Source organism: Asaccharospora irregularis DSM 2635, assembly GCF_900129815.1.
GTDB lineage: Bacteria > Bacillota > Clostridia > Peptostreptococcales > Peptostreptococcaceae > Asaccharospora > Asaccharospora irregularis.
In genome coordinates, this window is sequence record NZ_FQWX01000003.1 from 1 (window position 1) to 21,123 (window position 21,123).

The following is a 21,123-nucleotide window of genomic DNA, read 5'->3' on the forward strand; positions in this document are numbered from 1 at the left end:
GTAGATGAAGTAATATTAGTAGATGACAGCGATGCATTTGAAATGGTTAGGTTATTAGCAGACAAAGAGGGAATATTAGTTGGTATATCCTCTGGAGCAAATGTATTTGGAGCAGTGGAAGTTGCAAAAAAATATAAGGGTAAAAAGGTAGTTACGGTAGCACCAGATGGAATAGATAAGTATATGTCTATGGGGTTATTTGAATAAACATAATTTGTTAGTAATGGAAGGATGGGGACCAGTGTTCAATAAGCTAAACAAGGATATAGAGTATATAATGGAGAATGACCCTGCAGCAAGGTCTAAAATAGAAGTATTTTTATTATACCCTTCAATTCACGCTATTATATGGCACAGGGTGTCGCATTTTTTATATAAAAAGAAAATGTTTTTCACGGCTAGATTAATATCTCAAATTTCTAGATTCATAACTGGGATAGAAATACATCCTGGAGCAAAAATAGGAACAGGTATATTAATAGATCATGGTATGGGGGTAGTCATTGGAGAAACAGCAGAAGTAGGAAATAGGGTTACTATATATCATGGCACTACTCTAGGTGGTACAGGTAAAGATAAGGGGAAAAGACATCCGACTGTAGGAAATGATGTAGTAATAGGAGCAGGGACAAAAGTTTTAGGACCTATAAATATAGGCTCTAATGTCAAGATAGGTGCAAATTCGGTAGTTTTAAAGGATATACCTGATGATTCAACTGCGGTTGGAATTCCTGCAAAAATAGTTAGAAGTTAATTGAATGTAACGTATGCCTCTTTTTCTAATATTATATAGTAGGGAGGCATATAATATTATGAATTTAAACTTATTACTGAACCAAGGATCACAGATACTAGTTATAATATTGTTTATATTGACAATGATGCTTAGGAGCAGTAAACAAATACCAAATTGGATGATACAGTGGATTGTACTAGTAGTAGCTTTAGCGCTTAGTTACTTACAGATTAAATCTATTAGTATAGATGTTATAATGAACGCTTTTGTGGCTACTGGAGTATGTGTTTTTGGTGAAAATGCAATATTTAGAAAGAGTTCAGAAAAGACAGAAGAAGAACATAACATATTAAAATTAATTGATTTATGTAAAGAACAAATGGACGAAAGTAAATCATCAAACAATGAAAATATGGATGAAAATGAAAAAAATATAAAATCAACTTCAGATATTGATGGCATTGAAGATACAATACAAAAAATAATTAGAGAGATTAATGAAAAATAAATCTTTTGTTTATTTTGTATGGATATGTACTTAGTTTTTTATATTATAACCTTTTGAAAGCAAATATAACCTATAAGTATTTTTTTATAATATTAGGCAATAATAAAATTGAATATATTCATTAAGTATATTCAAAATAACATTAACATAAAGCAGGAGGAAATTTAATATGAAAGCAAAAGTAGATAGAGACACTTGTATAGGATGTGGATTATGTCCATCAATTTGTCCGGAAGTTTTTTCAATGGATGATGAAGATAAGTCAGTTCCAATAGAAGGCGATATCCCAAACGACGCTGAAGATTCTGCAAAAGAAGCAGAAGAAAGCTGTCCGGTAGATGCTATAGAAGTAAAATAGCAAAAGGTTATATACCCATAAGAGAAAGTCAGAAGAGAAAGATACCCCTATTTAGTATTTTTAAATTATCTAGATGGAGGTATCTTTTTTGTGATAAACTATAATTAATAAAAATATTTACTTTATAGAAAAAATTAAGAGGTTGATAGATGTACTTTACATATATAATAAGATGCGGTGATAATTCTTTGTACACAGGGTATACAAGTGATATTAATAGAAGAATTAAAGAACATAAGCAGGGAATAAATTCTAAATATACTAGAGCTAAAAAATTTAAAAAACTCGAAGTTTATTTTATATCTGGGACTAGAAGCGAGGCTATGAAGTTAGAGTATTATATAAAGAGGTTAAGCCGAAATAAAAAATTAACTATAATAAAAAATCCACAGATATTAATAGAAGAAGTCAAGGATAAAGGAGAGTACTCTTTAGGTGAATAATCAAATATTTAAGCCTAACTGAAATCTTGACAATAAAACTCAATATACTATAATGAAATTTAAGGAAATAGCTAGGGGAGCCAATGAGCTGAGAGGTTTACCGACCCTTTATACCTGATCTGGATAATACCAGCGTAGGGAAGCTTAAACATAAAATTTAAATATATAAATTATAAAGTATTTGTATATTATGTATGTTAAAAAGCTATACCTAGTTTGGGGATAGCTTTTTTTTATATATAAGTACTAGTAATCCAAGGAGGAATAGTTATGAAAAATTATAAGGTGCCGACACTTACAATAGCAGGTTCAGATTCATCTGGTGGTGCTGGTATTCAAGCGGATTTAAAAACATTTAGTGCAATTGGTACATATGGGATGAGTGTGATAACAGCTATTACAGCTCAAAACACTCAGGGAGTATTTAGTGTAGAGGAACTTAGCAAAGAAATAATAAAAAAACAAATGGAGGCTGTATTTGACGATATACCTCCAAAAGCAGTAAAAGTAGGGATGGTATCAGGACCAGAAATAATAGTTGAAATAGTTGATTCTCTGAAAAAATATAATCCGGAGTATTTAGTGGTAGACCCTGTCATGATATCAAAGAGTGGATACTCACTTTTGAGACCAGAAGCAAAGGAAAACTTAATAAAATACTTAATACCTATGGCTTATATAATAACTCCAAATACACCAGAGGCAGAAGAAATAACTGGAATAAAGGTAGAATCTATAGATGACATGAAGAAAGTTGGACAAAAAATATTAGATATGGGTCCTAAATTTGTCTTAATGAAGGGGGGACATTTAGAGGGTGATGCAGTGGATGTTCTTATAGGAAAAGATGTATTTGAAATATATAAAAGTGAACGATTAGATAGAAAAAATACACATGGAACTGGATGTACACTATCATCATCGATAACTGCTCACCTAGCACTTGGTTATGATATAAAAGAATCCGTGAGATTGAGCAAAACATATATAACAGAGGCGATAAGATACAGTTTTGATATAGGTAAAGGCGTAGGTCCAGTTCACCACTTTTACAAATTCGAGTAAATTAAGTTAGAACGTAAAATAGATACTAATCAAATAATAAAGTATACTCTGAGGGGGAAAATTAATTATGTATAGCTTGGTAAATAAGGTAAGACAGATAAATCCGTTAGTTTTACATTATACTAATGATGTGACAATAAATGATTGTGCAAACACAACTTTGGCAATAGGAGCGAGTCCTTTGATGAGCTTTTCTTATGAAGAGGTTGAAGATTTAGTGGGCATAGCTAGTTGTGTTGTAATAAATATAGGTACAATGAATTCTGATAATTTAGATTTATATGTATTGGCAGGCAAAGCTGCAAATAAATTAAAAAAACGTTTAGTATTAGATCCAGTAGGAGTTTTTGCAAGTAAGGCAAGACAAGAATTAGTAAAAAGACTTTTAAATGAGGTAAGATTTGATGTAGTTAAAGGAAATGTTGATGAAATTAAATTTATCGGCGGTTTTGATGTAAAAGGAAAAGGTGTAGACTCATTTGATGATGGAGGAGACTATACAGAAGTTATAAAAAGGGTTGCAAAAAAACTGGAATGTGTAGTTGCATCGACTGGAAAGATAGATATAGTTACAAATGGGACAAATACATATAAAATAGAAAACGGTACAAAAAAGTTAAAAAGTATAACAGGGACAGGATGTATGACTGCAAGTTTGATAGGAAGTTATATTTCTTGCACAGACGATATACTAAAAGGTGCTACTATGGGAGTACTTACAATGTCTCTAAGTGGGGAATTAGCTGATTGTGATAATCCGCCGATTGGAACTTTTAAGGTAGAACTTATGAATCAAATCTATAGCATTAATGAAGAAACTTTTTGCAATAATTCTAAAATAGAACTTGTGTAAGATAGAATTTGTGTAAGGGAGATATTAAAATGGTAGATAAAAAAAGTTTAAAAGATGCACTAAAATTATACTTAGTTACAGACTCAGTTATTTTAAGAGGTAGGGATTTTTATAAATGCATTGAAGATGCAATAAAGGGCGGAGTCACTATGGTCCAACTAAGGGAAAAGGATATTTCGGGAAGGGAATTTCTAGAAAGAGCTATAAAGCTAAGAGAGTTAACTAAAAGATACGGAGTTAGCTTTGTAATAAATGATAGGATTGATATAGCATTACTTTGTGATGCCGATGGAGTCCATGTAGGCCAAAGCGATATAGGTGCCAAAGATGTGAGAAGATTAGTAGGGGAAGATAAAATTGTAGGCGTATCTGCAAGAAGTGTAGAGGAAGCTAAGACTGCAAAAGAAGATGGTGCAGATTATATAGGCATAGGAGCTATGTTTGCTACTTCCACTAAACTTGACGCTAAATCAGTATCACTAGAAACTGTAGAAAATATAAAAAATAATGTAGATATCCCATTTGTGTTAATCGGAGGTATAAATCTAGAAAATTTAGATACGCTTAAAAAGCTAGATAGTGACGGTTATGCAATAGTATCATCAATCCTAAAAGCTGAAGATATATACTTAGAAACAAAAAAATGGATTTCTGCTATATAAATTAACATTTGCTAAATATTAAAAAGGAAGTAATCGATTCTTTGAGTTTCAATTACTTCCTTTTGTTTTAGAAAATTTATATCATAATTAATTATAATTATTTTTTGTAAGGTACCTTTTTAGGTGGAGTATACTTTTCGTATTCACTTGGAACATATTTTACACCCTGAGGTCCAGCAGGTCCTTGAGGCCCAATATCACCTTTAGGCCCCTTAGATCCAGTAGGCCCTTGAGGTCCAATATCACCTTTGGGTCCCTGAGGTCCAGCAGGCCCTTGAGGTCCAATATCACCTTTAGGTCCCTGAGGTCCAGGAATTCCTTGAGGCCCAATATCACCTTTAGGTCCCTGAGGTCCAGCAGGCCCTTGAGGTCCCTTAGGTCCAACAAGACCTTGAGTACCTTGTTGGATTGGTGGATAAGTATTACATAAAGGATTTACGTAAATCTCTTTGCCTAAATCTACATACTGTATAGAAGAAATCTTTATATAAATAGGACCTTTTCCAGAAGGAGTTTCTCCTATTATAATACAGTGATTAACTTTACATATACGCAGTTTAAGAATACAATCACTACTTTCTAATTTTAATCCCACAATTCTTCCCATAGAATTACATAGTAAATTATACATTTCACAATCACAAAGGTTAACAGGGTATACAAAAAATGGACATAGCTGTTCACCTGTGTTGCAACTTGAAAGACTAGATTCAGATAATTTATTACAATTCTTAGGAGTTTTATTGTAGCACTTTATACTTGAGCTATAATTGCGACTCGAATTTTTGCCTTTATAGTTTTTATGCATATACAACACTCCATGTCAAATATTTTAGTAGAATACCTACTTATTTACTTATATGATAAACGATTTAAAAATGAGACAATCTTACTATCCTTAGTTAGAATAATAAATTCCTAGTAGATAAAAATACTTTAAAATAATTAAAATGATTGAAATAATTAAAAAAATGAAATAAAATATTTATAAAAGTATGATATTATATCAGTATACAGAAAATTTTATCTTTTCAAAAATTTAACATAAAAAAGAAAGGAAATTTATATATAGAGATAGTAATTATTATAAAAGCTATACTCAAAATCAATGGGGGGATTTACATGGTAGAACCTGTAGTCTTAGGTAAATATACTGCTACACTAAATAGAATGGATAAACATAAAGATAGTGATGAATATTGTATATTAATTAATAGATATATAGAGTTAATAGAGGAAAGAGAGGAACTTCAATTTAAAATTGTTCCATACTTAAAATTTAAGTATCTTATAAGTTTTGGATTACTTATGAAAGAAGAATTATATACAATAATAAGTATAAAAAAGTTAAATAAAATTAATCATCTAGCCTCATCTGGTTTTAAAAACAAAATGGAGTTTGAGTTGGGTAAAAAAAAGGATGTTGTACTTAATAGAGAAATAGAATTTCTTCGTGTACAGATTGAAAATATTGATAATATGAGTAAAGGAAGTAAGATTTATATAAACAACTTAACTAATGAAGATATAGACGAATTGAAAGCTATTTTTAAGTTGTTAGCTAGGAGATTATCCCCGGAAATAAACAATAATATTAGTGCTAGAAAAAATAGGTTATGGAATAGAGCCAAAGAGGCTTATAATAAAAATGACTTGGCATCCCTAAAAGTTTTATCAAATCTGCTTAATAATGGAGCTGATTATAATGTAAGGATTAATATAGATGACCTACAGTCTAAAATAAATCAATTATACAATGATATAGAAAATATAAAAAAAGAATTTCCGTTTAATATGAAAGAAAATCTAGCTGATGATAATTGGATACTAGAAAGTAGATGCGATATGATAAGTAGAATAGAAGAGCTAAAAAAAGAGGAAGAACGTTTAAAAAGTGTGTAGAAAATCTTATTTAAAAAAGGAGTTGTATAAAATTAACAACTCCTTTTTTAAATAAAATAAAATTAGTTTTCATCATAAGGGTAGAGCTTGTAGTATGCTAATAATAAATCTACCATTTTCCCATAACTTTTGGTTCCATCTTTAACACCGTTTGATTTTAGATATGAATTGTTAAATTTGTCAGATATTTCCCTTATCTTGCCATTATAATTTTCCCAATAGTTATTATTATACTCTAAGTCTCTTCTCACGCTATCAGAAATATTAGAAGTAAGCAATTCGTAAGAGCTTGGATCTGCATCTCTTAGCGCTGAGGCAGTATGGCTTAGGGCAAGTATATAGCCAGAATAATTAAAATCAATATCAGTGTGATTTATAGATGCTAAATATGCTATAAAATTAGCTTCATCTTCGCTAGCAAAGCCCCTTTGATGAGCCATTTCATGGATTACGGTACAGGGGATATAAATATCTGGTATGTCTATATTTATATTAGCTTCACCGGTAAAAGGAAAATAGATACCTGTTATACCTGTATAAGACATAAATTTTGATGATTTAATGTATTTAGCATTTGAATAATTACCTTGAACTTCAGGTATTATATTAGATATATTATTATATCCAATTTGGGCCCTAGATATTATTCCCTTATAATTTGTATTAGCCATCATACTTCCTTCTTTATTTTGAAGTGTAAAAAATCTAGTTTCATTAGCTTTATTAATCAAGAATTTATATAAGTTTTTTAAATCCTGATTTGTATATTCTACATTTTCAATTTTTGTATTGTTTGATAAATTATATCTATTTAAAAGGGAAGTTTGTAGTGGAAGTCGGTTATAGTTAATCCCCCATAATAAGATAAAAAGGAAATAGCAAATAGACAAAGTAGATAAAATATTTAAAATAGAATTTCCTAAAATACGTTTTGCTACATTGTGTTTTTTGGTGAATACTAATATCAGACGAATCAAAAATATTAACATAGAAATTATCAATATGTATACAATAACTTCATATAAAGAAAATTCGATTAATCCACTAGCCTTACTTAAAACCTCTATAGTAAGTTTGTTAATCCATGTAGAATAGTATTTTTCAACTAAATTAGGGAATTTTGACGCTATGTGGTTAATAAAAAGTGTTATTGGAAAAAGTATCAATGAAATATACTTATATTTTTTACTCATAATCTTCACCCCTTAGGTTAAATATATAATAATTATATAATACACTAAACTTTATATTATTAAAATAATCGGTTATAATGTATTTAAAATTATTTAGAAGGAGGAAATATGGAAAATATAACTATAAAATTAACTAGAGACAACTTTGATTTTAGATTTAAACAATATGAGGGAATGTTTTTTAATGCCACTTTAGATAAAGAAAGTGAAATTATAAAGTACAAAATAACAAAGGATGAAGCTGGATTGGGATTAAAGGAATTTGGAAACACTCATATAAAAGATAATATGATATATATACCACAATTAGAAGCTTATATAGATTTGAATATAGCACCATAATAGTAGTTAGATATTATTTATTAAATATATTAACAAAAAATATCACGTATACCTATATTTACTACGGTATACGTGATATTTTTGTTAATTAAATCAAAGTTTTATAAATCAATAAAACTATAAATAAAATTAAAGCAATTTTAAATCCCGTACCGGCCACAAACTTTATAGCTTTAACAGCAAAGCCGACAACGATAACACAAAATAAAATTCTTAAAGCTGTATCTATATCCATAGTTTTTTCCTCCAATAATATTATTATTCATCTAAAATTAAAGTATACTATTTTATGAATATAGATACAAATTATCCAAATAAAACTATACAAATAAAAGGTATCGTAGCTACTGATAGTAGTGTAGTAAAGAATACTATTTGTGATGCTAAAGTGGTATCAGCTCCGTACTCGTTCGCCATTATAGCAGCATTAGCAGCTGTAGGCATAGCAGTTATTACTACAGGTATAGCAAGTAACAAAGGATCGCTAACTTTTAATCTAAGAATTAGATATACCAGTATAGGTAAGAATATTAATCTTAAAAAAGAAGTAAAATATAATTTTTTATTTGAAAAACACTCTAAAGCTGATGAGTTAGCAAGCAAACTTCCTATTACAAGCATAGAAATAGGTGTGGTTACACTTCCCAATAGTTCTATAGGTTTATTTAAAAATTCTGGTAATCTAATGTTAAAAACAAAAAGAATTAATCCAATAAAAATAGATAAAATAATAGGACTTACAAGTGATTTTAGTGAAAATGAATATTCTTCATTTCCTTTACATAAAAGATAAGTTCCTACTGTATAGGCTAAAACATTGAATGGTAAATTGAAGATTGCTGTATAGAATATAGCCTCTTTACCTAGAACAGCTTCGATGACTGGGTACCCCATAAATGCTACGTTAGAAAATATAATAGCATACTGATATACACCTAGGTTTTTTTCTGATTTGAAAATGAATTTCAAGAAATAAGAAAATAAAATTGATACAGAATATGTAAATATTGATATTAAGATTAGCATAAATATTTTTTTAGCCATGTTAGGATTATATTCTATTTGCATAGAACTAATTATCATCGATGGTAAAAATATACTCATAACAAGAGAGGAAATCATAGAGGTACAGTGTTCGTCTAATAATCCTTTTTTCCTTATCATATACCCTACTAAGATCAATATAAATAAAACTGCTACTTGTATAAAAATGTTGCCAAAGTTCATAAAAATACCTCCTTCACAGATAACATTATATACATGTAAAGGATAAAATTCAATATTAATACAAAATTTATTATATAATTTGATACAAAATTTAAAATAATTTATTTCATTATTAAAAACTTTGGCGATTATATTGATGTTATTATATGGTTATGATATATAATGTATAATAGTAGATATGTTTAAAATATATGAAATAAGTAGGGAGTAATTTATGAAAAGTACAAAATTTTCTATAAAGAGTATAAAGAATATACCTAAAGATCCTAAGATAGTACATGCAAAAGGGGCGCTATTTGAAAAGGTAGGTAAAATAGATCAAGCACTAGAAGCCTATAAAGTTGCAGCATTAGATGATAATATAAAATCACAGTACACCTTAGGAAACATATATGCTAATAAAAGACAGTTTAAAGAAGCTGAAAAATGGTATTCTATGGCATATAGAAATGGATATGATGATGCTGCATTTGATTTAGGAAATATGTATTTTAAAATAGAAGGATATGAGTATTGCATTTATTGGTATGAAAAGATAGCTAAACTAGGCCATTTAGAAGCACAAAATAACCTAGGAGTTACACACTTTAAATTAAAGGACATAGAAAGAAGTGAGCATTGGCTAAGAGAGTCAGCAGACAGTAATTTTGCGAGAGCTTGTTTTAATTTGGGTGTATTATATAGTAATATAGGCAGAGAAGAAGAGGCCTATGAATATTACAAAAGAGGATCAGTACTTTTAGATGACGACGCTAAGTATAATTTGGCTGTTTTAAACAATAAAACTAAAGATACTAAATCAGCTATAAGCCTTTACAAACAATTATACAAGTCAGGGCATGAAAAAGGTTGTTTTAACCTTGGAATACATATGGAGATAGATGGTAATTTGCAGGATGCAGAAAGATACTATAAAAAAAGTGCAGATAGTGGCTATACAAAGTCTGAGTACAGGCTGGCGTATATATATGATAGATTTGAAGATCATGAGAATGCAATAGAGTATTATGAAAGAGCTGTAGAAAAAAACCATACCCTATCTAAATACAGGTTGGCAAATTTGTATAACAGGGAAAATGAAATTGAAAAGGCGAAACTATACTATCATATGGCAGCAGCAGATAATATGTTAGAGGCAAAAAATAATTTGGCTGGTCTATATTTTGAAGAAAAAGATTATGAAAATGCTATTAAATTCTATAATGAAGCAATTGCAGACGGTTGCAAAAGTGCTATTGAAAATTTAGCAGATTTATATTTACAAAATGGAGATGTAGAGAGGGCGATATCTTATTATATAAGAAGTTCTACAAAACTATCATCACAAATAAAATTGGGAAATATATACCTAGATTTAGATAACACTGAAGAAGCTATAGTTTGGTTTAAGAAAGCATCAGAAGCTGAAGATATAGAATCTACTTATAAATTAGGATGCATATATGAAAGCCTAAAAAATATAGAAGAGGCTAAGAAATACTTTATTTTGGCATATGAAGGAAATAACATAAATGCTAACTTACATTTAGGAAGAATTTATATTATGGAAGAAAAACTAGAAGATGCAAAAAAATGTTTGAACTTCCTGCAAATGAAGATAATGTATATTCACAACATATGCTTGCGTATATATATGACATCTATTATAAAGATTATACCAACTCCAAATACTGGTATGAAAAATCAAGAGCTCAAGGATGTGTAGAATCTGTATACAACCTAGGACAATTGAATTTTAAGCTAGGTGATTATGACTCAGCAGAAAAGTACTACAAAGAGGGAGTACAACTAGGAAGTAAAAAATGTGAATATATGCTTGCAAACTTATACTACAAAAAGAGTATAGATATGCATAGAAAGCTAGCTAAAGAAAATTATGATGATTGTAGTAAAATAATTGAATCTGCTGCAGATATAAAATTAGACTTTTATGAAACATTAGTTCCAAAGTTTACTCTAATTGAAGAAAAAATAGATGAAGAAGAATATGTGCCTATTTATATACTAGATATAAATGAAAATCTAGAAGATATGCTAGATGATTTGCAATATGAGATGATAATAGACGAACAAGAAGAATAGGTTTTATGAAAAAATATCCTATAGATTGGACAATTAGAAAATGTCCTCTATAGGATATTTTTAGATTTAGGCAGTTAAGACTAGATTACACATATATACAATATATAGCACAATTAAAAAACTACTTTCAAATTTATTAATATCTCTTTTTCTAAAAGCAAAGATATAAGTTATAGATGTAACTAAAATCATAAGTAAAGCATCTTTAAATATAGCTGGTTCTACTACTATAGGAGATATAGTAGCAGATATTCCTAGGATAAATAGAATATTAAATATATTAGAACCTATTACATTGCCTAATGCTATATCAGCCTCCCCTTTAGTAGCCGCAATTACAGAAGTTACAAATTCTGGAAGAGATGTACCGATAGCTACTATTGTAAGACCTATAAATTGATCGCTAACACCAAAACTACTAGCTATTATAGAAGCAGAAGTTACAACTAAATGGCCTCCTGCTACTATAGAAATAACACCAAGTACGGACATTATCAAAGATTTAGTCATGGATATTGTTTTCGCATCCTCTTTGCCTGAAACTTCAGATTTTAAGGTAACTGTATCTGAAGATAGAGAAACTTCTTCATTTATAGAATTATTTCTAAATCTCAAGGCATATGAAATCAGAGAATACATGAATATAGCAAAAAACATAAGTAGGACTATTCCATCTCCGCGGCTTATTAAGTTGTTAGAATTTCCTTGGAATAATATATCACAAGATAGAACAAACATAAGGATTGAAGATAATAATAGGAATGGAAATTCCTTATGTGTCATACTTTTTTCAACTGATAAAGTTTTTATAAAACCAGAAAATCCTACTACCATTAGCAAATTAAATATATTAGATCCTACTATATTGCCTATAGCCATACCATTTTGACCGTTTATTGATGCAGTTATACTAACAGCAGCCTCAGGTGCACTAGTTCCAAAAGATACAATTGTAAGACCGATTATAATGGAAGGAATCCTAAGTACTTTTGCAATACTTGAAGCTCCATCGACAAAGGCATCGGCACCTTTTATAAGTAAAAAAAGACCTAATAAGAGTAAAATATAATTCATAATAACCTCCCAAAAAAAATTTTAAAAAAGACCTTCAAAACAAATAGAGAACTATTTGTTTTGAAGGTCTTGCTATCAAGTCATAAACTTGTAATCAACCGAGTATAAATACTGTAATGACGATTGATTATACACAAAGTGTAAGCTACTCCCCTTCAAGGTATATATAACATATAAAATATTCTACAATAAAATAGAAATATTTTCAACTTTAATTTCTAAATTAGAGTAATTTATTCCGAGACATGAATGCAGTAACTACTAGACATATTATAGTTGTAATAAATAATATAACCCAAAATCCATTAGGAGTATTAGCAAAAGGAATATCAAGTACATTCATTCCAAAGAATCCTGATATAATAGTTGGAATTGAGAAAATTAGTGTAACAACTGTCAGAAACTGCATAACATTATTTTGGTTGTTACTTATTATAGCACTAAATGCATCCATAATTCTGCTTAATATGTCTCCATATATATTAGCCATCTCAAGTGCCTGTCTGTTTTCAATGACAACATCTTCTAGTAAATCTTCATCATCAGGATATTTTTTTATAGTAGTAGCCCTGACCATTTTATTGAGTACTAGTTCATTGGCCTTTAGTGAGGTAGAGAAGTATACTAGAGATTTTTCTAGTTCTAGTAATTGAATAAGTTCTTTGTTTCTCATAGAATTATAGATTTCACGTTCTATAACTGTAGTCATTTTATTTATTTTTCTCAAATAATGCAGGTAATAACTTGCATTTTTATGAAGGATTTGTAAAATAAAACGAGTTTTTTTAAACGTATAAAAATCTTTAATATGTCCTACGATAAAGTCATTTAGAATTTTAGTTTGAGCAGTACACACTGTTAATATAGCATCATCTACTATTATAATACCTAATGGAATAGTAGAGTAGTGGGAAGAGTTAGAGTCACTCTCATCTACTGGTATATCTATAAGTATGAGTGTGTGGTTGTCCTCAATATCTATTCTTGAACGTTCTTCTTCATCTAATGCAGATTTTATATCTTCGATATCTACATTTAACAGCTCTGAAATTTCGTTAATCTCGCTTTGATTTGGTTCAACGAGATTTATCCAGCAGCCACTCTCAAAGAAACTAAGTTTTTCTAGTTTAGAATCAATAGTTTTATAATATCTTATCATGGCAACACATCCTTTATTCAGTTTTATATAAATCTCATTACTTAATATTATCCATTAAATAACTAATTTATATAATTGAATAAAGTAATTAGCTAATAACTAGATAATATTAAGTGATGGTAAAAAAGTTTTTAGCCGCAACGGACTATGGTCCACTTCCATCACTCTCCTGTAGTTTGAATTTTTTTACATAGTACATATGCATATATAGAAGTCATATTGATTTAAGGTTTGTACAATTATGATTTCTGTATATGCATAGTGGCAAATATATCATAAAATAATTAAATATTTAGTATGAAATATTTTAGGACTCTTAAATAGAATACCTTGTTTAGAAATATAAATCAATATATCATCTAATTTATTTTGAATTTTTTCTAATATATTGAGCATTTATTTATAAATAGATAAGTTTTTTATTTTGAATAAAAAAGGAGCTTCACTCAGTAATTTAATTATCACTGAGTGATAGCTCCTACTATTTTTAATACAAAATGATTTTACTCAATCTATTATAATTTTGATACTAAATCATTGATAACTTCCTCGACAGAAGATAGTTTATCGATTTTATATGCATCACTTCCACAGAATAAAAGAGCATTGTCTAAATCACCATTTACTGCATTTATAAGGGCCTGAGATATACAATAAGGCGTATCTTTAGGATCGCAAGGTATTAAGCAATTATAGCATTTTTTAATTTCTGGTTTGGAAGTCTTAACTTCTTTTATAAATTTGTTTTTTATTGCACGACCAGGCATTCCTACGGGGCTTTTTACTATATGTATATCATCTTTAGTAGAGTTTACATAAGCCATTTTAAAGTTCTCGTGAGCATCGCACTCGTATGTAGCTACAAATCTTGTGCCAACTTGAACACCACTTGCCCCAAGGTCAATATATTTTTTTACATCCTCACTAGATGAGATTCCTCCTGCAGCTACTACTGGAATTTTTGTATTGTATTTTTTTTCATAAGTCTTAGCTACTTCAAGGATTTTTAAAAATTCTTCATCATAATCAATTTTATCTATATCACAAAGTTCCTCATTATTGTATCCTAAGTGTCCACCAGCTTTTGGACCTTCAACAACGATTAAATCTGCAGTTGTTTTTTCTTTTCTATCCCACATCTTAAGTATTACACTTGCAGCTTTTGAAGTAGACACTATAGGTGCAATCTTTGTATTAGTACCTTTGACTAGTGAAGGTAATTTAGTAGGAAGACCTGCCCCAGAGATTATAATATCTATGCCAGATTTTATAGCTTCCTTTACGTACTCCTCATAGTTTTTCATTGCTACCATGAAGTTTACACCGATTATACCTCCACCTGAAATTCTCTTTGCCTCAGAGATATGTTTTCTTAAAGCTCTGATATTAGCATTTATAGTATTAGTTTCAAAGTCTTCTTCATCATATCCGATTTGAACACCAGATATTACACCTATGCCACCTAATTTAGCTACAGCACCAGCAAGAGAGGATTTAGATATTCCTACACCCATACCGCCTTGTATAATAGGAACTTTTGCAACTAAATCTCTTATTATTAATTCTTTTATGATAATCTCCTCCTATTTAATAGTAAAATACACTAGATTATAACACTTAATATTAATACCTAGTCATAAAAATATTATACTATAAACCAAATAAAAAGAGTAGAGTAGATTTAGTTTATTACATTTAGAATTGCTCCACTTACATCACAAGATAATTCTTTTAATTTCCAGTTAGACTTTAGTGGTGATAAAAAATAGGACATATCCTCTAAAAATTTATTATCATCTTCTTTTATTAAAGCCATGATAGTAGGGCCTGCGCCACTTAAAAATACAGCGAGTGCTCCCAGTTTATCTGCTTTATCCACTATGTCTTCATAGTTTTTTATTAGTGAACCCCTATAGTTTTGGTGTAGCTTATCCTTACAAGCAACCTTTATTAGTTCGAAATTTTCATTTATGATAGCAGTTATAAGTAGAGAAACTCTTCCAACATTGTATACGCCATCTGAATAGGAAATAGTAGAAGGTAAAACTCCTCTGGATTTTTCAGTTGAGAGTCTAAAGTCTGGAATCATGGCACAAAACTTAAGATTTTTTGGAACTTTGATTACATCATAGTAAATTTTATTTTTCTCAGAAATAGAAGTTATCATATTACCAAATAGGGCAGGTGCAACATTATCAGGGTGTCCTTCTATTTCAGAAGCAATTTCAAGAAGTTCATCTTTACTAAGATGGGAATTTGAAAGATAATTTGCAGCCATTACACCTGCAACTATACAAGTTGCACTACTACCAAGACCTCTACAGACAGGAATGTTAGTTTCTATTTTGATTTTTATCCCCTTAGGTGTTTTAGAAGGATTTACTTTTGAAAAAAAGTACTTCATAGACTTATAGATTAAATTATTTTCATTCCTAAATTCAGGTTCACATCCTTCTATTTGAAGGCCATTATCGATTTCTTCTATATAAAATTTATTGTATATATTTAGGGCTATACCAAGGCAGTCAAAGCCTGGACCTATATTTGCACTTGTTGCTGGAACTATAATTTCTAACATAATTATCACCTATACTTTCAGAAAATTTTTTATTGCTACTTTTAATTCGTCTTTTTCAAATAAATTATTATGAACGACTTCTTTTTTATTAAGATTTTTTATTGGACTGGGAATATCAATATTAGTAACCTCGGATAATTTATTTAGTATTTCGAAATCATTTAGAGTAGGGTAGCTTGTATTAGTAATAGATTCAAGTACATCTCTAGAAAACTTAAATGGGCTAGCAGTGCTTACTATCACAGTTTTTGTATTATCTAGGGTATCGTTTTTATATTTTTCATAGCAATTATATGCTACAGCAGTATGAGTGTCTATTAGATAATTAAAGTTTTTATAGATTTTATTTATAGTAAACTCTACTTCTTTTTCATTTGAAAACTCAGAGTAAAAACAATTTAGATTAGCTTTCATATATTCTGGAATTTCGTATCTACCTTTTGTATTTAGTTTATCTAAAAGTTTACTTACAATATCAGAGTTTCTATCACTTATTTCAAATAAAAGTCTTTCTAGATTGCTAGATATTAAAATATCCATTGAAGGAGAAGTAGTTAATTTAAGATTTCTATTTTTGTTATATTCTCCAGTAGTAAAAAAGTCATATAGAATATTGTTATCATTTGATGCACAAATCAATTTATTTACTGGCAGACCCATTTGTTTTGCATAATAACCTGCTAATATATTACCAAAATTCCCAGTAGGAACTACAAAATTTATTTTATCAAAAAGTTTTATTTCTCCATCTTTAATAAGTTTCAAGTAAGAGTGAAAATAGTATATTATTTGGGGAAGAAGTCTTCCTATATTTATTGAGTTAGCAGAAGATAATAGATAATTATTATTATCTAAAAGCTTGTTGAAGTCTTTATCAGCAAATATATTTTTGACAGCTGATTGAGCGTCGTCAAAATTTCCATTTATCCCTACAACACAAGTATTTTTTCCTTCTTGAGTCTTCATTTGTAGCTTTTGTATAGGACTAACACCATCTTCAGGGAAAAACACAATTATTTTTATGTTTTCTATATCTTTAAAGCCTTCAAGAGCTGCTTTTCCTGTATCTCCAGAAGTTGCTGTTAGAATTAAAATTTCTTTATTTAAATTATTTTTTTTGATAGATGTTTGTAATAGATGAGGCATTATAGTAAGTGCCATATCTTTAAATGCTAGAGTAGGTCCGTGATAAAGCTCTAGGAAAAAGGAGTTTTCTACTTTTTTTAGAAAAGATACATCTCCATTGGAGAATTTAGTATCATATGAGTTTTTTATACATAATCTTATTTCATTTTCAGTAAAATCAGATAAAAATTTACTAAGTATAAAATATGCAAGTTCAGAGTAAGTTGAATTTATTAAATTTATAAGGTCGTCTTCTATATTAGGAAATTCGTTTGGAACATAAAGTCCTCCAGAATTAGAAATTCCTTTTATTATTGCCTGCGAACAAGTAATTTTTTCTTTGTTATCTCTAGTGCTTATATAATGCATTTAAATCGCCTCCAAATATTTTAATAAAACTAAAAATTATTTTCTGCTTAAATATTTATGTATCGCTACTACTATAGTTTTTTATATATAAAAAAGACCCTCATCCCTAAAAAGGGACGAGAGTCTTATTCCCGCGGTTCCACCCAAATTGATTTGAAAAATCCACTTGAAACTTTAACGTAGTCAAACGCCTATTCTTACTAAAATCTAGAAAAATAACTTCAGATAGGAGCTCATAGGTAGTTTTCAATCTCTCGTGTTAAGGAAACTTTTCAGCTTATAGGTTTCCATCTCTGTTAACTGATTTAGATTTACTCTTCCTAATCATTGCTTTTAAATATTCATAATAGTATTAATTATTCTAAAATATAAATTATATAAAGTCAAGTTATATTTAATTAAAAAGATACTTTTTTGTAACTAAAAGTAATAGTTAAAAATAGAAATAGAGTAAAAAGTTACAGATTTTAAACTGGTATTTAAGAGTAAAAATTAAATATAATATATATAAGGGAATAAAATAATATGTAAAAATCAAAATATTATATACTGAAAATATTCAACTAGAATTCATAAATATTTCATATTTAGAGGGTACAATAATATTAAAAGGAGGTATTAGTCCTATGGCAATTTTACTTATAACAACTGTTTTAGTATTACTTATGTATGGATTATCATTATTATCATATATATCTGAAAATAGTGTATCGGATGATATAGTAAAGCATAACTAATAGATATTTATATAGACATAAAAAAGCCCTTGATGTAGATGAATAATCTAATCAAAGGCTTTAATTTATTTAATTATATTTCTTGATTTATTATATTTTAATCTATCATGTTCATTTAAGAATCTCTTTCTAAGTCTTATAGAGTCAGGAGTTATTTCTACTAATTCATCATCATCTATAAATTCCAACGCTTCTTCAAGAGTGAATATTCTAGCTGGTTGTAATTTAACTGCATCGTCAGTACCGGAAGCACGAACGTTAGTTAATTTCTTGTTTTTACAAGGGTTAACAACCATATCTTCTTTTCTAGAGTTCATCCCTATGATCATTCCTTCATAAACTTCAACACCAGGATCAACAAACATTGAGGCTCTATCGCTCAAAGCATTAAGAGCATAAGCCATAGTAGAACCAGGCCCTTGAGCTATTAAGACTCCATTATTTCTGCCAGGTATTTCACCTTTATGAGATTCAAATCTTTCGAATGAACGAACTAGTGTACCTTCTCCACGAGTATCATTTATAAACTCACTTCTATAACCTAAAAGACCACGTGTTGGAGCTATGAATTCTATTTTAACATAATCTCCTTCTATAGCCATAGATTCCATCATAGCTTTTCTTAAGTTTAATTTATTTATAACAGTCCCTGAGTATACTTCTGGACAGTTAACTATAACTCTTTCCATAGGTTCCATTAATTTTCCGTCTTCTTTGTGCATTAAAACCTCAGGTTTAGATACACCAACTTCATAACCTTCACGTCTCATGTTTTCAAGAAGTATAGATAAGTGAAGTTCACCACGTCCAGATACTCTATAACCATCTGTAGTGTCTAATGGTTCAACCTTAAGTCCTACATTTACTTCAAGTTCTTTGTCTAGTCTATCCTTTAGATGTCTAGTAGTTACAAATTTTCCGCTTCTACCAGCAAATGGAGAATCATTTACTAAGAAGTTCATAGAAAGAGTAGGTTCTTCTATATGAATTAGTTCCATTGGCATTGGATTATCTAAATCACATATAGTTTCACCTATAGATATATCAGGTATACCAGCCACAACAACTATTTCTCCACTAGTGGCCTCATCTACCTCTACTTGTCTTAATCCTTCATAAACTGAAAGTTTAGATATTTTTCCTTTTGATATAGAACCGTCAGCCTTGCATATAGATACTTGAGAACCATTTTTGACAGTTCCTTTGTAAACTCTACCTATACCAAGTCTTCCTATATAATCATCGTATGCAAGTGCAGATATTTGAAGTTGAGTATCTTCATTATCAAAATCAGGATAGGCTTCAACATGATTTATAATTGTTTCAAATAGAGGAGAAAGATCAGTACTATCATCGTCCATTTCACGTTTAGCTATACCTTGTTTAGCTATACCGTATATTATAGGGAATTCACATTGTTCATCAGTGGCATTTAAATCAACGAACAAATCAAACACCTCATCAACAACTTCCTCAGCCCTTTGATCGTTTTTATCTATTTTATTTATAAATAGTATAGGTTTTAGACCAAGTTCTAATGATTTTTGTAAAACGAATCTAGTTTGAGGCATAGGACCCTCACTAGCATCTACTAAAAGTATAACTGTATCAACTGTTTTAATAACACGTTCTACTTCAGACGAGAAGTCACTATGTCCTGGAGTATCTACTATATTTATTTTATAATCACCATAGTTTATGGCACAGTTTTTAGAATATATTGTTATACCTCTTTCTTTTTCAAGGTCATTGCTGTCCATTACGCAGTCTTTAACTACTTCATTGGTTCTAAATACCCCACCTTGAGATAGGAAGGCATCTACTAACGTTGATTTTCCCGCATCAACGTGAGCAATAACCGCGATATTTATAATTTTATGTTTTAATGACATTATTGTTGCTCCCTTCAGATAAAATAACTTATTAATTATAGCATAGTATAAAAATGGATACAAGATAATATTAATTCTAACTGTATTCAAGAATTTAAACGGTAATTATAAAATACTCAACAAAATTCAATATATTTATATACATATTAGAGTATTGTTGAGTGAATTTATCCAAATTTTTAGAAACTAATTAGTAATTATAGTATTTATGTAAATTAAATAATTATAACAAAAGAATATCAGTTTTAAGTTTATATAGAAAAATATAACAAATTATTATTATATGTATAAAAATGTTTTAGTAATTAGAATATGGGTATTATTTTAATAATTAAACAATCAATTAATAGGAGGACGCAATTAATGATAAAGGTATGCCCATATTGTTCAAATGTAGATGTGACTAAGTTAAAAAATTTAGCGGGGAAAGATAATGTGAAGACGGGCTGTATAGGTCAATGTAGATCATACTCAAAAGAAGCAGTAGGTAAAGTAGATGGAGAATTGATTATAAAACAGACTCAAGAAGAGTTTTTCTCAGAGATAAAAAAATAACAAATTAAGTATACAAGGTCTATTTTCGGTATTTAACCGAAGATAGACTTTTTAAGATTTTTTGAGTAAGTATTCCTTATGTAATTTCCAAGTATTATCTTCCCATTTATAAATGCAAATATTATCAAAGCTACATTCAAATTCACAAGGGATTTTGTTTACATAATCCCAAAGTTTGGGAAAAATATTTTGTATCTTTTTAGAGCTTACAGTTATATGAAATACCTTATCTTTGCCGTCTCTATCATTAAATATATAAAATA

Annotated in this window: 23 protein-coding genes, 1 riboswitch and 1 other annotated feature; of the genes, 13 read left to right on the forward strand and 10 right to left on the reverse strand. The window is 29.2% G+C overall.

Going from position 1 to position 21,123, the window contains the following annotated elements; translation table 11 throughout:
* The 8 genes from BUB34_RS02020 to thiE all read left to right on the forward strand — a co-directional run.
* The coding region (locus BUB34_RS02020) for a pyridoxal-phosphate dependent enzyme (RefSeq protein ID WP_143153295.1) at positions 1-207 on the forward strand (207 nt) is incomplete at its 5' end.
* A 16-nt stretch (positions 208-223) separates the two neighbouring features.
* Entirely contained in the window at positions 224-754 is a 531-nt protein-coding gene (gene epsC / locus BUB34_RS02025; RefSeq protein ID WP_084120127.1) for a serine O-acetyltransferase EpsC, read from the forward strand.
* Between the two features lie 58 nt (positions 755-812).
* Positions 813-1,244, forward strand: a complete 432-nt coding sequence (locus BUB34_RS02030) for a phage holin family protein (protein ID WP_073123751.1) — start codon at positions 813-815, stop codon at positions 1,242-1,244.
* 169 nt (positions 1,245-1,413) lie between these two features.
* The gene (locus BUB34_RS02035; RefSeq protein WP_073123754.1) at positions 1,414-1,602 is read left to right on the forward strand and encodes a ferredoxin; all 189 of its coding nucleotides are present in this window, start codon (positions 1,414-1,416) and stop codon (positions 1,600-1,602) included.
* Positions 1,603-1,751: 149 nt separating this feature from the next.
* The gene (locus BUB34_RS02040) at positions 1,752-2,045 is read left to right on the forward strand and encodes a GIY-YIG nuclease family protein (protein WP_073123756.1); all 294 of its coding nucleotides are present in this window, start codon (positions 1,752-1,754) and stop codon (positions 2,043-2,045) included.
* 63 nt (positions 2,046-2,108) lie between these two features.
* Positions 2,109-2,203, forward strand: a riboswitch (TPP riboswitch).
* Between the two features lie 112 nt (positions 2,204-2,315).
* On the forward strand, positions 2,316-3,110 hold the full coding sequence (gene thiD, locus BUB34_RS02045; RefSeq protein ID WP_073123758.1) for a bifunctional hydroxymethylpyrimidine kinase/phosphomethylpyrimidine kinase: 795 nt from the start codon (positions 2,316-2,318) through the stop codon (positions 3,108-3,110).
* Positions 3,111-3,177: 67 nt separating this feature from the next.
* Positions 3,178-3,963 carry a hydroxyethylthiazole kinase gene (gene thiM / locus BUB34_RS02050; protein ID WP_073123760.1) on the forward strand — a complete coding sequence of 262 codons (786 nt, stop codon included), beginning with the start codon at positions 3,178-3,180 and terminating at the stop codon, positions 3,961-3,963.
* A gap of 29 nt (positions 3,964-3,992) precedes the next feature.
* The gene (thiE, locus tag BUB34_RS02055; protein WP_073123762.1) at positions 3,993-4,625 is read left to right on the forward strand and encodes a thiamine phosphate synthase; all 633 of its coding nucleotides are present in this window, start codon (positions 3,993-3,995) and stop codon (positions 4,623-4,625) included.
* A gap of 97 nt (positions 4,626-4,722) precedes the next feature.
* Here the strand turns inward: thiE and BUB34_RS13715 are convergent, their stop codons facing one another.
* Positions 4,723-5,433, reverse strand: coding sequence for a collagen-like protein (locus BUB34_RS13715; protein WP_084120115.1), 711 nt, complete (start codon positions 5,431-5,433; stop codon positions 4,723-4,725).
* A 314-nt stretch (positions 5,434-5,747) separates the two neighbouring features.
* Here BUB34_RS13715 and BUB34_RS02065 point away from each other — a divergent pair, with 314 nt between their 5' ends.
* On the forward strand, positions 5,748-6,527 hold the full coding sequence (locus tag BUB34_RS02065; RefSeq protein WP_073123764.1) for a hypothetical protein: 780 nt from the start codon (positions 5,748-5,750) through the stop codon (positions 6,525-6,527).
* A 62-nt stretch (positions 6,528-6,589) separates the two neighbouring features.
* Here the strand turns inward: BUB34_RS02065 and BUB34_RS02070 are convergent, their stop codons facing one another.
* Entirely contained in the window at positions 6,590-7,720 is a 1,131-nt protein-coding gene (locus tag BUB34_RS02070) for a DUF3810 domain-containing protein (protein ID WP_073123766.1), read from the reverse strand.
* Between the two features lie 108 nt (positions 7,721-7,828).
* Between BUB34_RS02070 and BUB34_RS02075 the strand changes: the two genes are divergently transcribed.
* Complete coding sequence (locus tag BUB34_RS02075; protein ID WP_242948803.1) at positions 7,829-8,062, forward strand: hypothetical protein; 234 nt, start codon at positions 7,829-7,831, stop codon at positions 8,060-8,062.
* 88 nt (positions 8,063-8,150) lie between these two features.
* On the opposite strand, the gene BUB34_RS13190 is transcribed toward BUB34_RS02075, so the two are convergent.
* Positions 8,151-8,297, reverse strand: a complete 147-nt coding sequence (locus BUB34_RS13190) for a hypothetical protein (protein ID WP_159430046.1) — start codon at positions 8,295-8,297, stop codon at positions 8,151-8,153.
* 71 nt (positions 8,298-8,368) lie between these two features.
* Positions 8,369-9,289, reverse strand: coding sequence for an AEC family transporter (locus tag BUB34_RS02080; protein WP_073123768.1), 921 nt, complete (start codon positions 9,287-9,289; stop codon positions 8,369-8,371).
* A gap of 214 nt (positions 9,290-9,503) precedes the next feature.
* Here BUB34_RS02080 and BUB34_RS02085 point away from each other — a divergent pair, with 214 nt between their 5' ends.
* Together BUB34_RS02085 and BUB34_RS13495 are read left to right on the forward strand one after the other, a co-directional pair.
* Complete coding sequence (locus BUB34_RS02085; RefSeq protein WP_242948804.1) at positions 9,504-10,994, forward strand: SEL1-like repeat protein; 1,491 nt, start codon at positions 9,504-9,506, stop codon at positions 10,992-10,994.
* A gap of 23 nt (positions 10,995-11,017) precedes the next feature.
* Positions 11,018-11,371, forward strand: coding sequence for a hypothetical protein (locus BUB34_RS13495; RefSeq protein WP_242948805.1), 354 nt, complete (start codon positions 11,018-11,020; stop codon positions 11,369-11,371).
* Between the two features lie 66 nt (positions 11,372-11,437).
* Here BUB34_RS13495 and BUB34_RS02090 read toward each other — a convergent pair whose 3' ends face one another.
* From BUB34_RS02090 to typA, 6 genes are all read right to left on the reverse strand, one after another.
* Positions 11,438-12,445, reverse strand: a complete 1,008-nt coding sequence (locus BUB34_RS02090; protein WP_073123770.1) for a calcium/sodium antiporter — start codon at positions 12,443-12,445, stop codon at positions 11,438-11,440.
* A 223-nt stretch (positions 12,446-12,668) separates the two neighbouring features.
* On the reverse strand, positions 12,669-13,604 hold the full coding sequence (locus tag BUB34_RS02095; RefSeq protein WP_073123771.1) for a magnesium transporter CorA family protein: 936 nt from the start codon (positions 13,602-13,604) through the stop codon (positions 12,669-12,671).
* Positions 13,605-14,119: 515 nt separating this feature from the next.
* Entirely contained in the window at positions 14,120-15,178 is a 1,059-nt protein-coding gene (locus BUB34_RS02100; protein ID WP_143153296.1) for an NAD(P)H-dependent flavin oxidoreductase, read from the reverse strand.
* Positions 15,179-15,285: 107 nt separating this feature from the next.
* Entirely contained in the window at positions 15,286-16,182 is an 897-nt protein-coding gene (gene thrB / locus BUB34_RS02105) for a homoserine kinase (protein ID WP_073123775.1), read from the reverse strand.
* Positions 16,183-16,191: 9 nt separating this feature from the next.
* A complete protein-coding gene (gene thrC, locus BUB34_RS02110) occupies positions 16,192-17,676 on the reverse strand; it encodes a threonine synthase (RefSeq protein WP_073123778.1) in 1,485 nt (494 codons plus the stop codon).
* A 109-nt stretch (positions 17,677-17,785) separates the two neighbouring features.
* Positions 17,786-18,013, reverse strand: a binding site (T-box leader).
* Between the two features lie 465 nt (positions 18,014-18,478).
* Complete coding sequence (gene typA, locus BUB34_RS02115; protein WP_073123780.1) at positions 18,479-20,305, reverse strand: translational GTPase TypA; 1,827 nt, start codon at positions 20,303-20,305, stop codon at positions 18,479-18,481.
* Between the two features lie 363 nt (positions 20,306-20,668).
* On the opposite strand from typA, the gene BUB34_RS02120 reads away from it, so the two are divergent.
* On the forward strand, positions 20,669-20,860 hold the full coding sequence (locus BUB34_RS02120; RefSeq protein ID WP_073123782.1) for a DUF1450 domain-containing protein: 192 nt from the start codon (positions 20,669-20,671) through the stop codon (positions 20,858-20,860).
* Positions 20,861-21,123 lie beyond the last annotated feature (263 nt).

Excerpts from the sequence above, each read along its gene's own strand:
- epsC (WP_084120127.1), top strand. The coding sequence starts at position 224 with ATGGAAGGATGGGGACCAGTGTTCAATAAGCTAAACAAGGATATAGAG.
- BUB34_RS02030 (WP_073123751.1), top strand. The coding sequence starts at position 813 with ATGAATTTAAACTTATTACTGAACCAAGGATCACAGATACTAGTTATA.
- BUB34_RS02035 (WP_073123754.1), top strand. The coding sequence starts at position 1,414 with ATGAAAGCAAAAGTAGATAGAGACACTTGTATAGGATGTGGATTATGT.
- BUB34_RS02040 (WP_073123756.1), top strand. The coding sequence starts at position 1,752 with ATGTACTTTACATATATAATAAGATGCGGTGATAATTCTTTGTACACA.
- thiD (WP_073123758.1), top strand. The coding sequence starts at position 2,316 with ATGAAAAATTATAAGGTGCCGACACTTACAATAGCAGGTTCAGATTCA.
- thiM (WP_073123760.1), top strand. The coding sequence starts at position 3,178 with ATGTATAGCTTGGTAAATAAGGTAAGACAGATAAATCCGTTAGTTTTA.
- thiE (WP_073123762.1), top strand. The coding sequence starts at position 3,993 with ATGGTAGATAAAAAAAGTTTAAAAGATGCACTAAAATTATACTTAGTT.
- BUB34_RS13715 (WP_084120115.1), bottom strand. The coding sequence starts at position 5,433 with ATGCATAAAAACTATAAAGGCAAAAATTCGAGTCGCAATTATAGCTCA.
- BUB34_RS02065 (WP_073123764.1), top strand. The coding sequence starts at position 5,748 with ATGGTAGAACCTGTAGTCTTAGGTAAATATACTGCTACACTAAATAGA.
- BUB34_RS02070 (WP_073123766.1), bottom strand. The coding sequence starts at position 7,720 with ATGAGTAAAAAATATAAGTATATTTCATTGATACTTTTTCCAATAACA.
- BUB34_RS02075 (WP_242948803.1), top strand. The coding sequence starts at position 7,829 with ATGGAAAATATAACTATAAAATTAACTAGAGACAACTTTGATTTTAGA.
- BUB34_RS13190 (WP_159430046.1), bottom strand. The coding sequence starts at position 8,297 with ATGGATATAGATACAGCTTTAAGAATTTTATTTTGTGTTATCGTTGTC.
- BUB34_RS02080 (WP_073123768.1), bottom strand. The coding sequence starts at position 9,289 with ATGAACTTTGGCAACATTTTTATACAAGTAGCAGTTTTATTTATATTG.
- BUB34_RS02085 (WP_242948804.1), top strand. The coding sequence starts at position 9,504 with ATGAAAAGTACAAAATTTTCTATAAAGAGTATAAAGAATATACCTAAA.
- BUB34_RS02090 (WP_073123770.1), bottom strand. The coding sequence starts at position 12,445 with ATGAATTATATTTTACTCTTATTAGGTCTTTTTTTACTTATAAAAGGT.
- BUB34_RS02095 (WP_073123771.1), bottom strand. The coding sequence starts at position 13,604 with ATGATAAGATATTATAAAACTATTGATTCTAAACTAGAAAAACTTAGT.
- thrB (WP_073123775.1), bottom strand. The coding sequence starts at position 16,182 with ATGTTAGAAATTATAGTTCCAGCAACAAGTGCAAATATAGGTCCAGGC.
- thrC (WP_073123778.1), bottom strand. The coding sequence starts at position 17,676 with ATGCATTATATAAGCACTAGAGATAACAAAGAAAAAATTACTTGTTCG.
- typA (WP_073123780.1), bottom strand. The coding sequence starts at position 20,305 with ATGTCATTAAAACATAAAATTATAAATATCGCGGTTATTGCTCACGTT.
- BUB34_RS02120 (WP_073123782.1), top strand. The coding sequence starts at position 20,669 with ATGATAAAGGTATGCCCATATTGTTCAAATGTAGATGTGACTAAGTTA.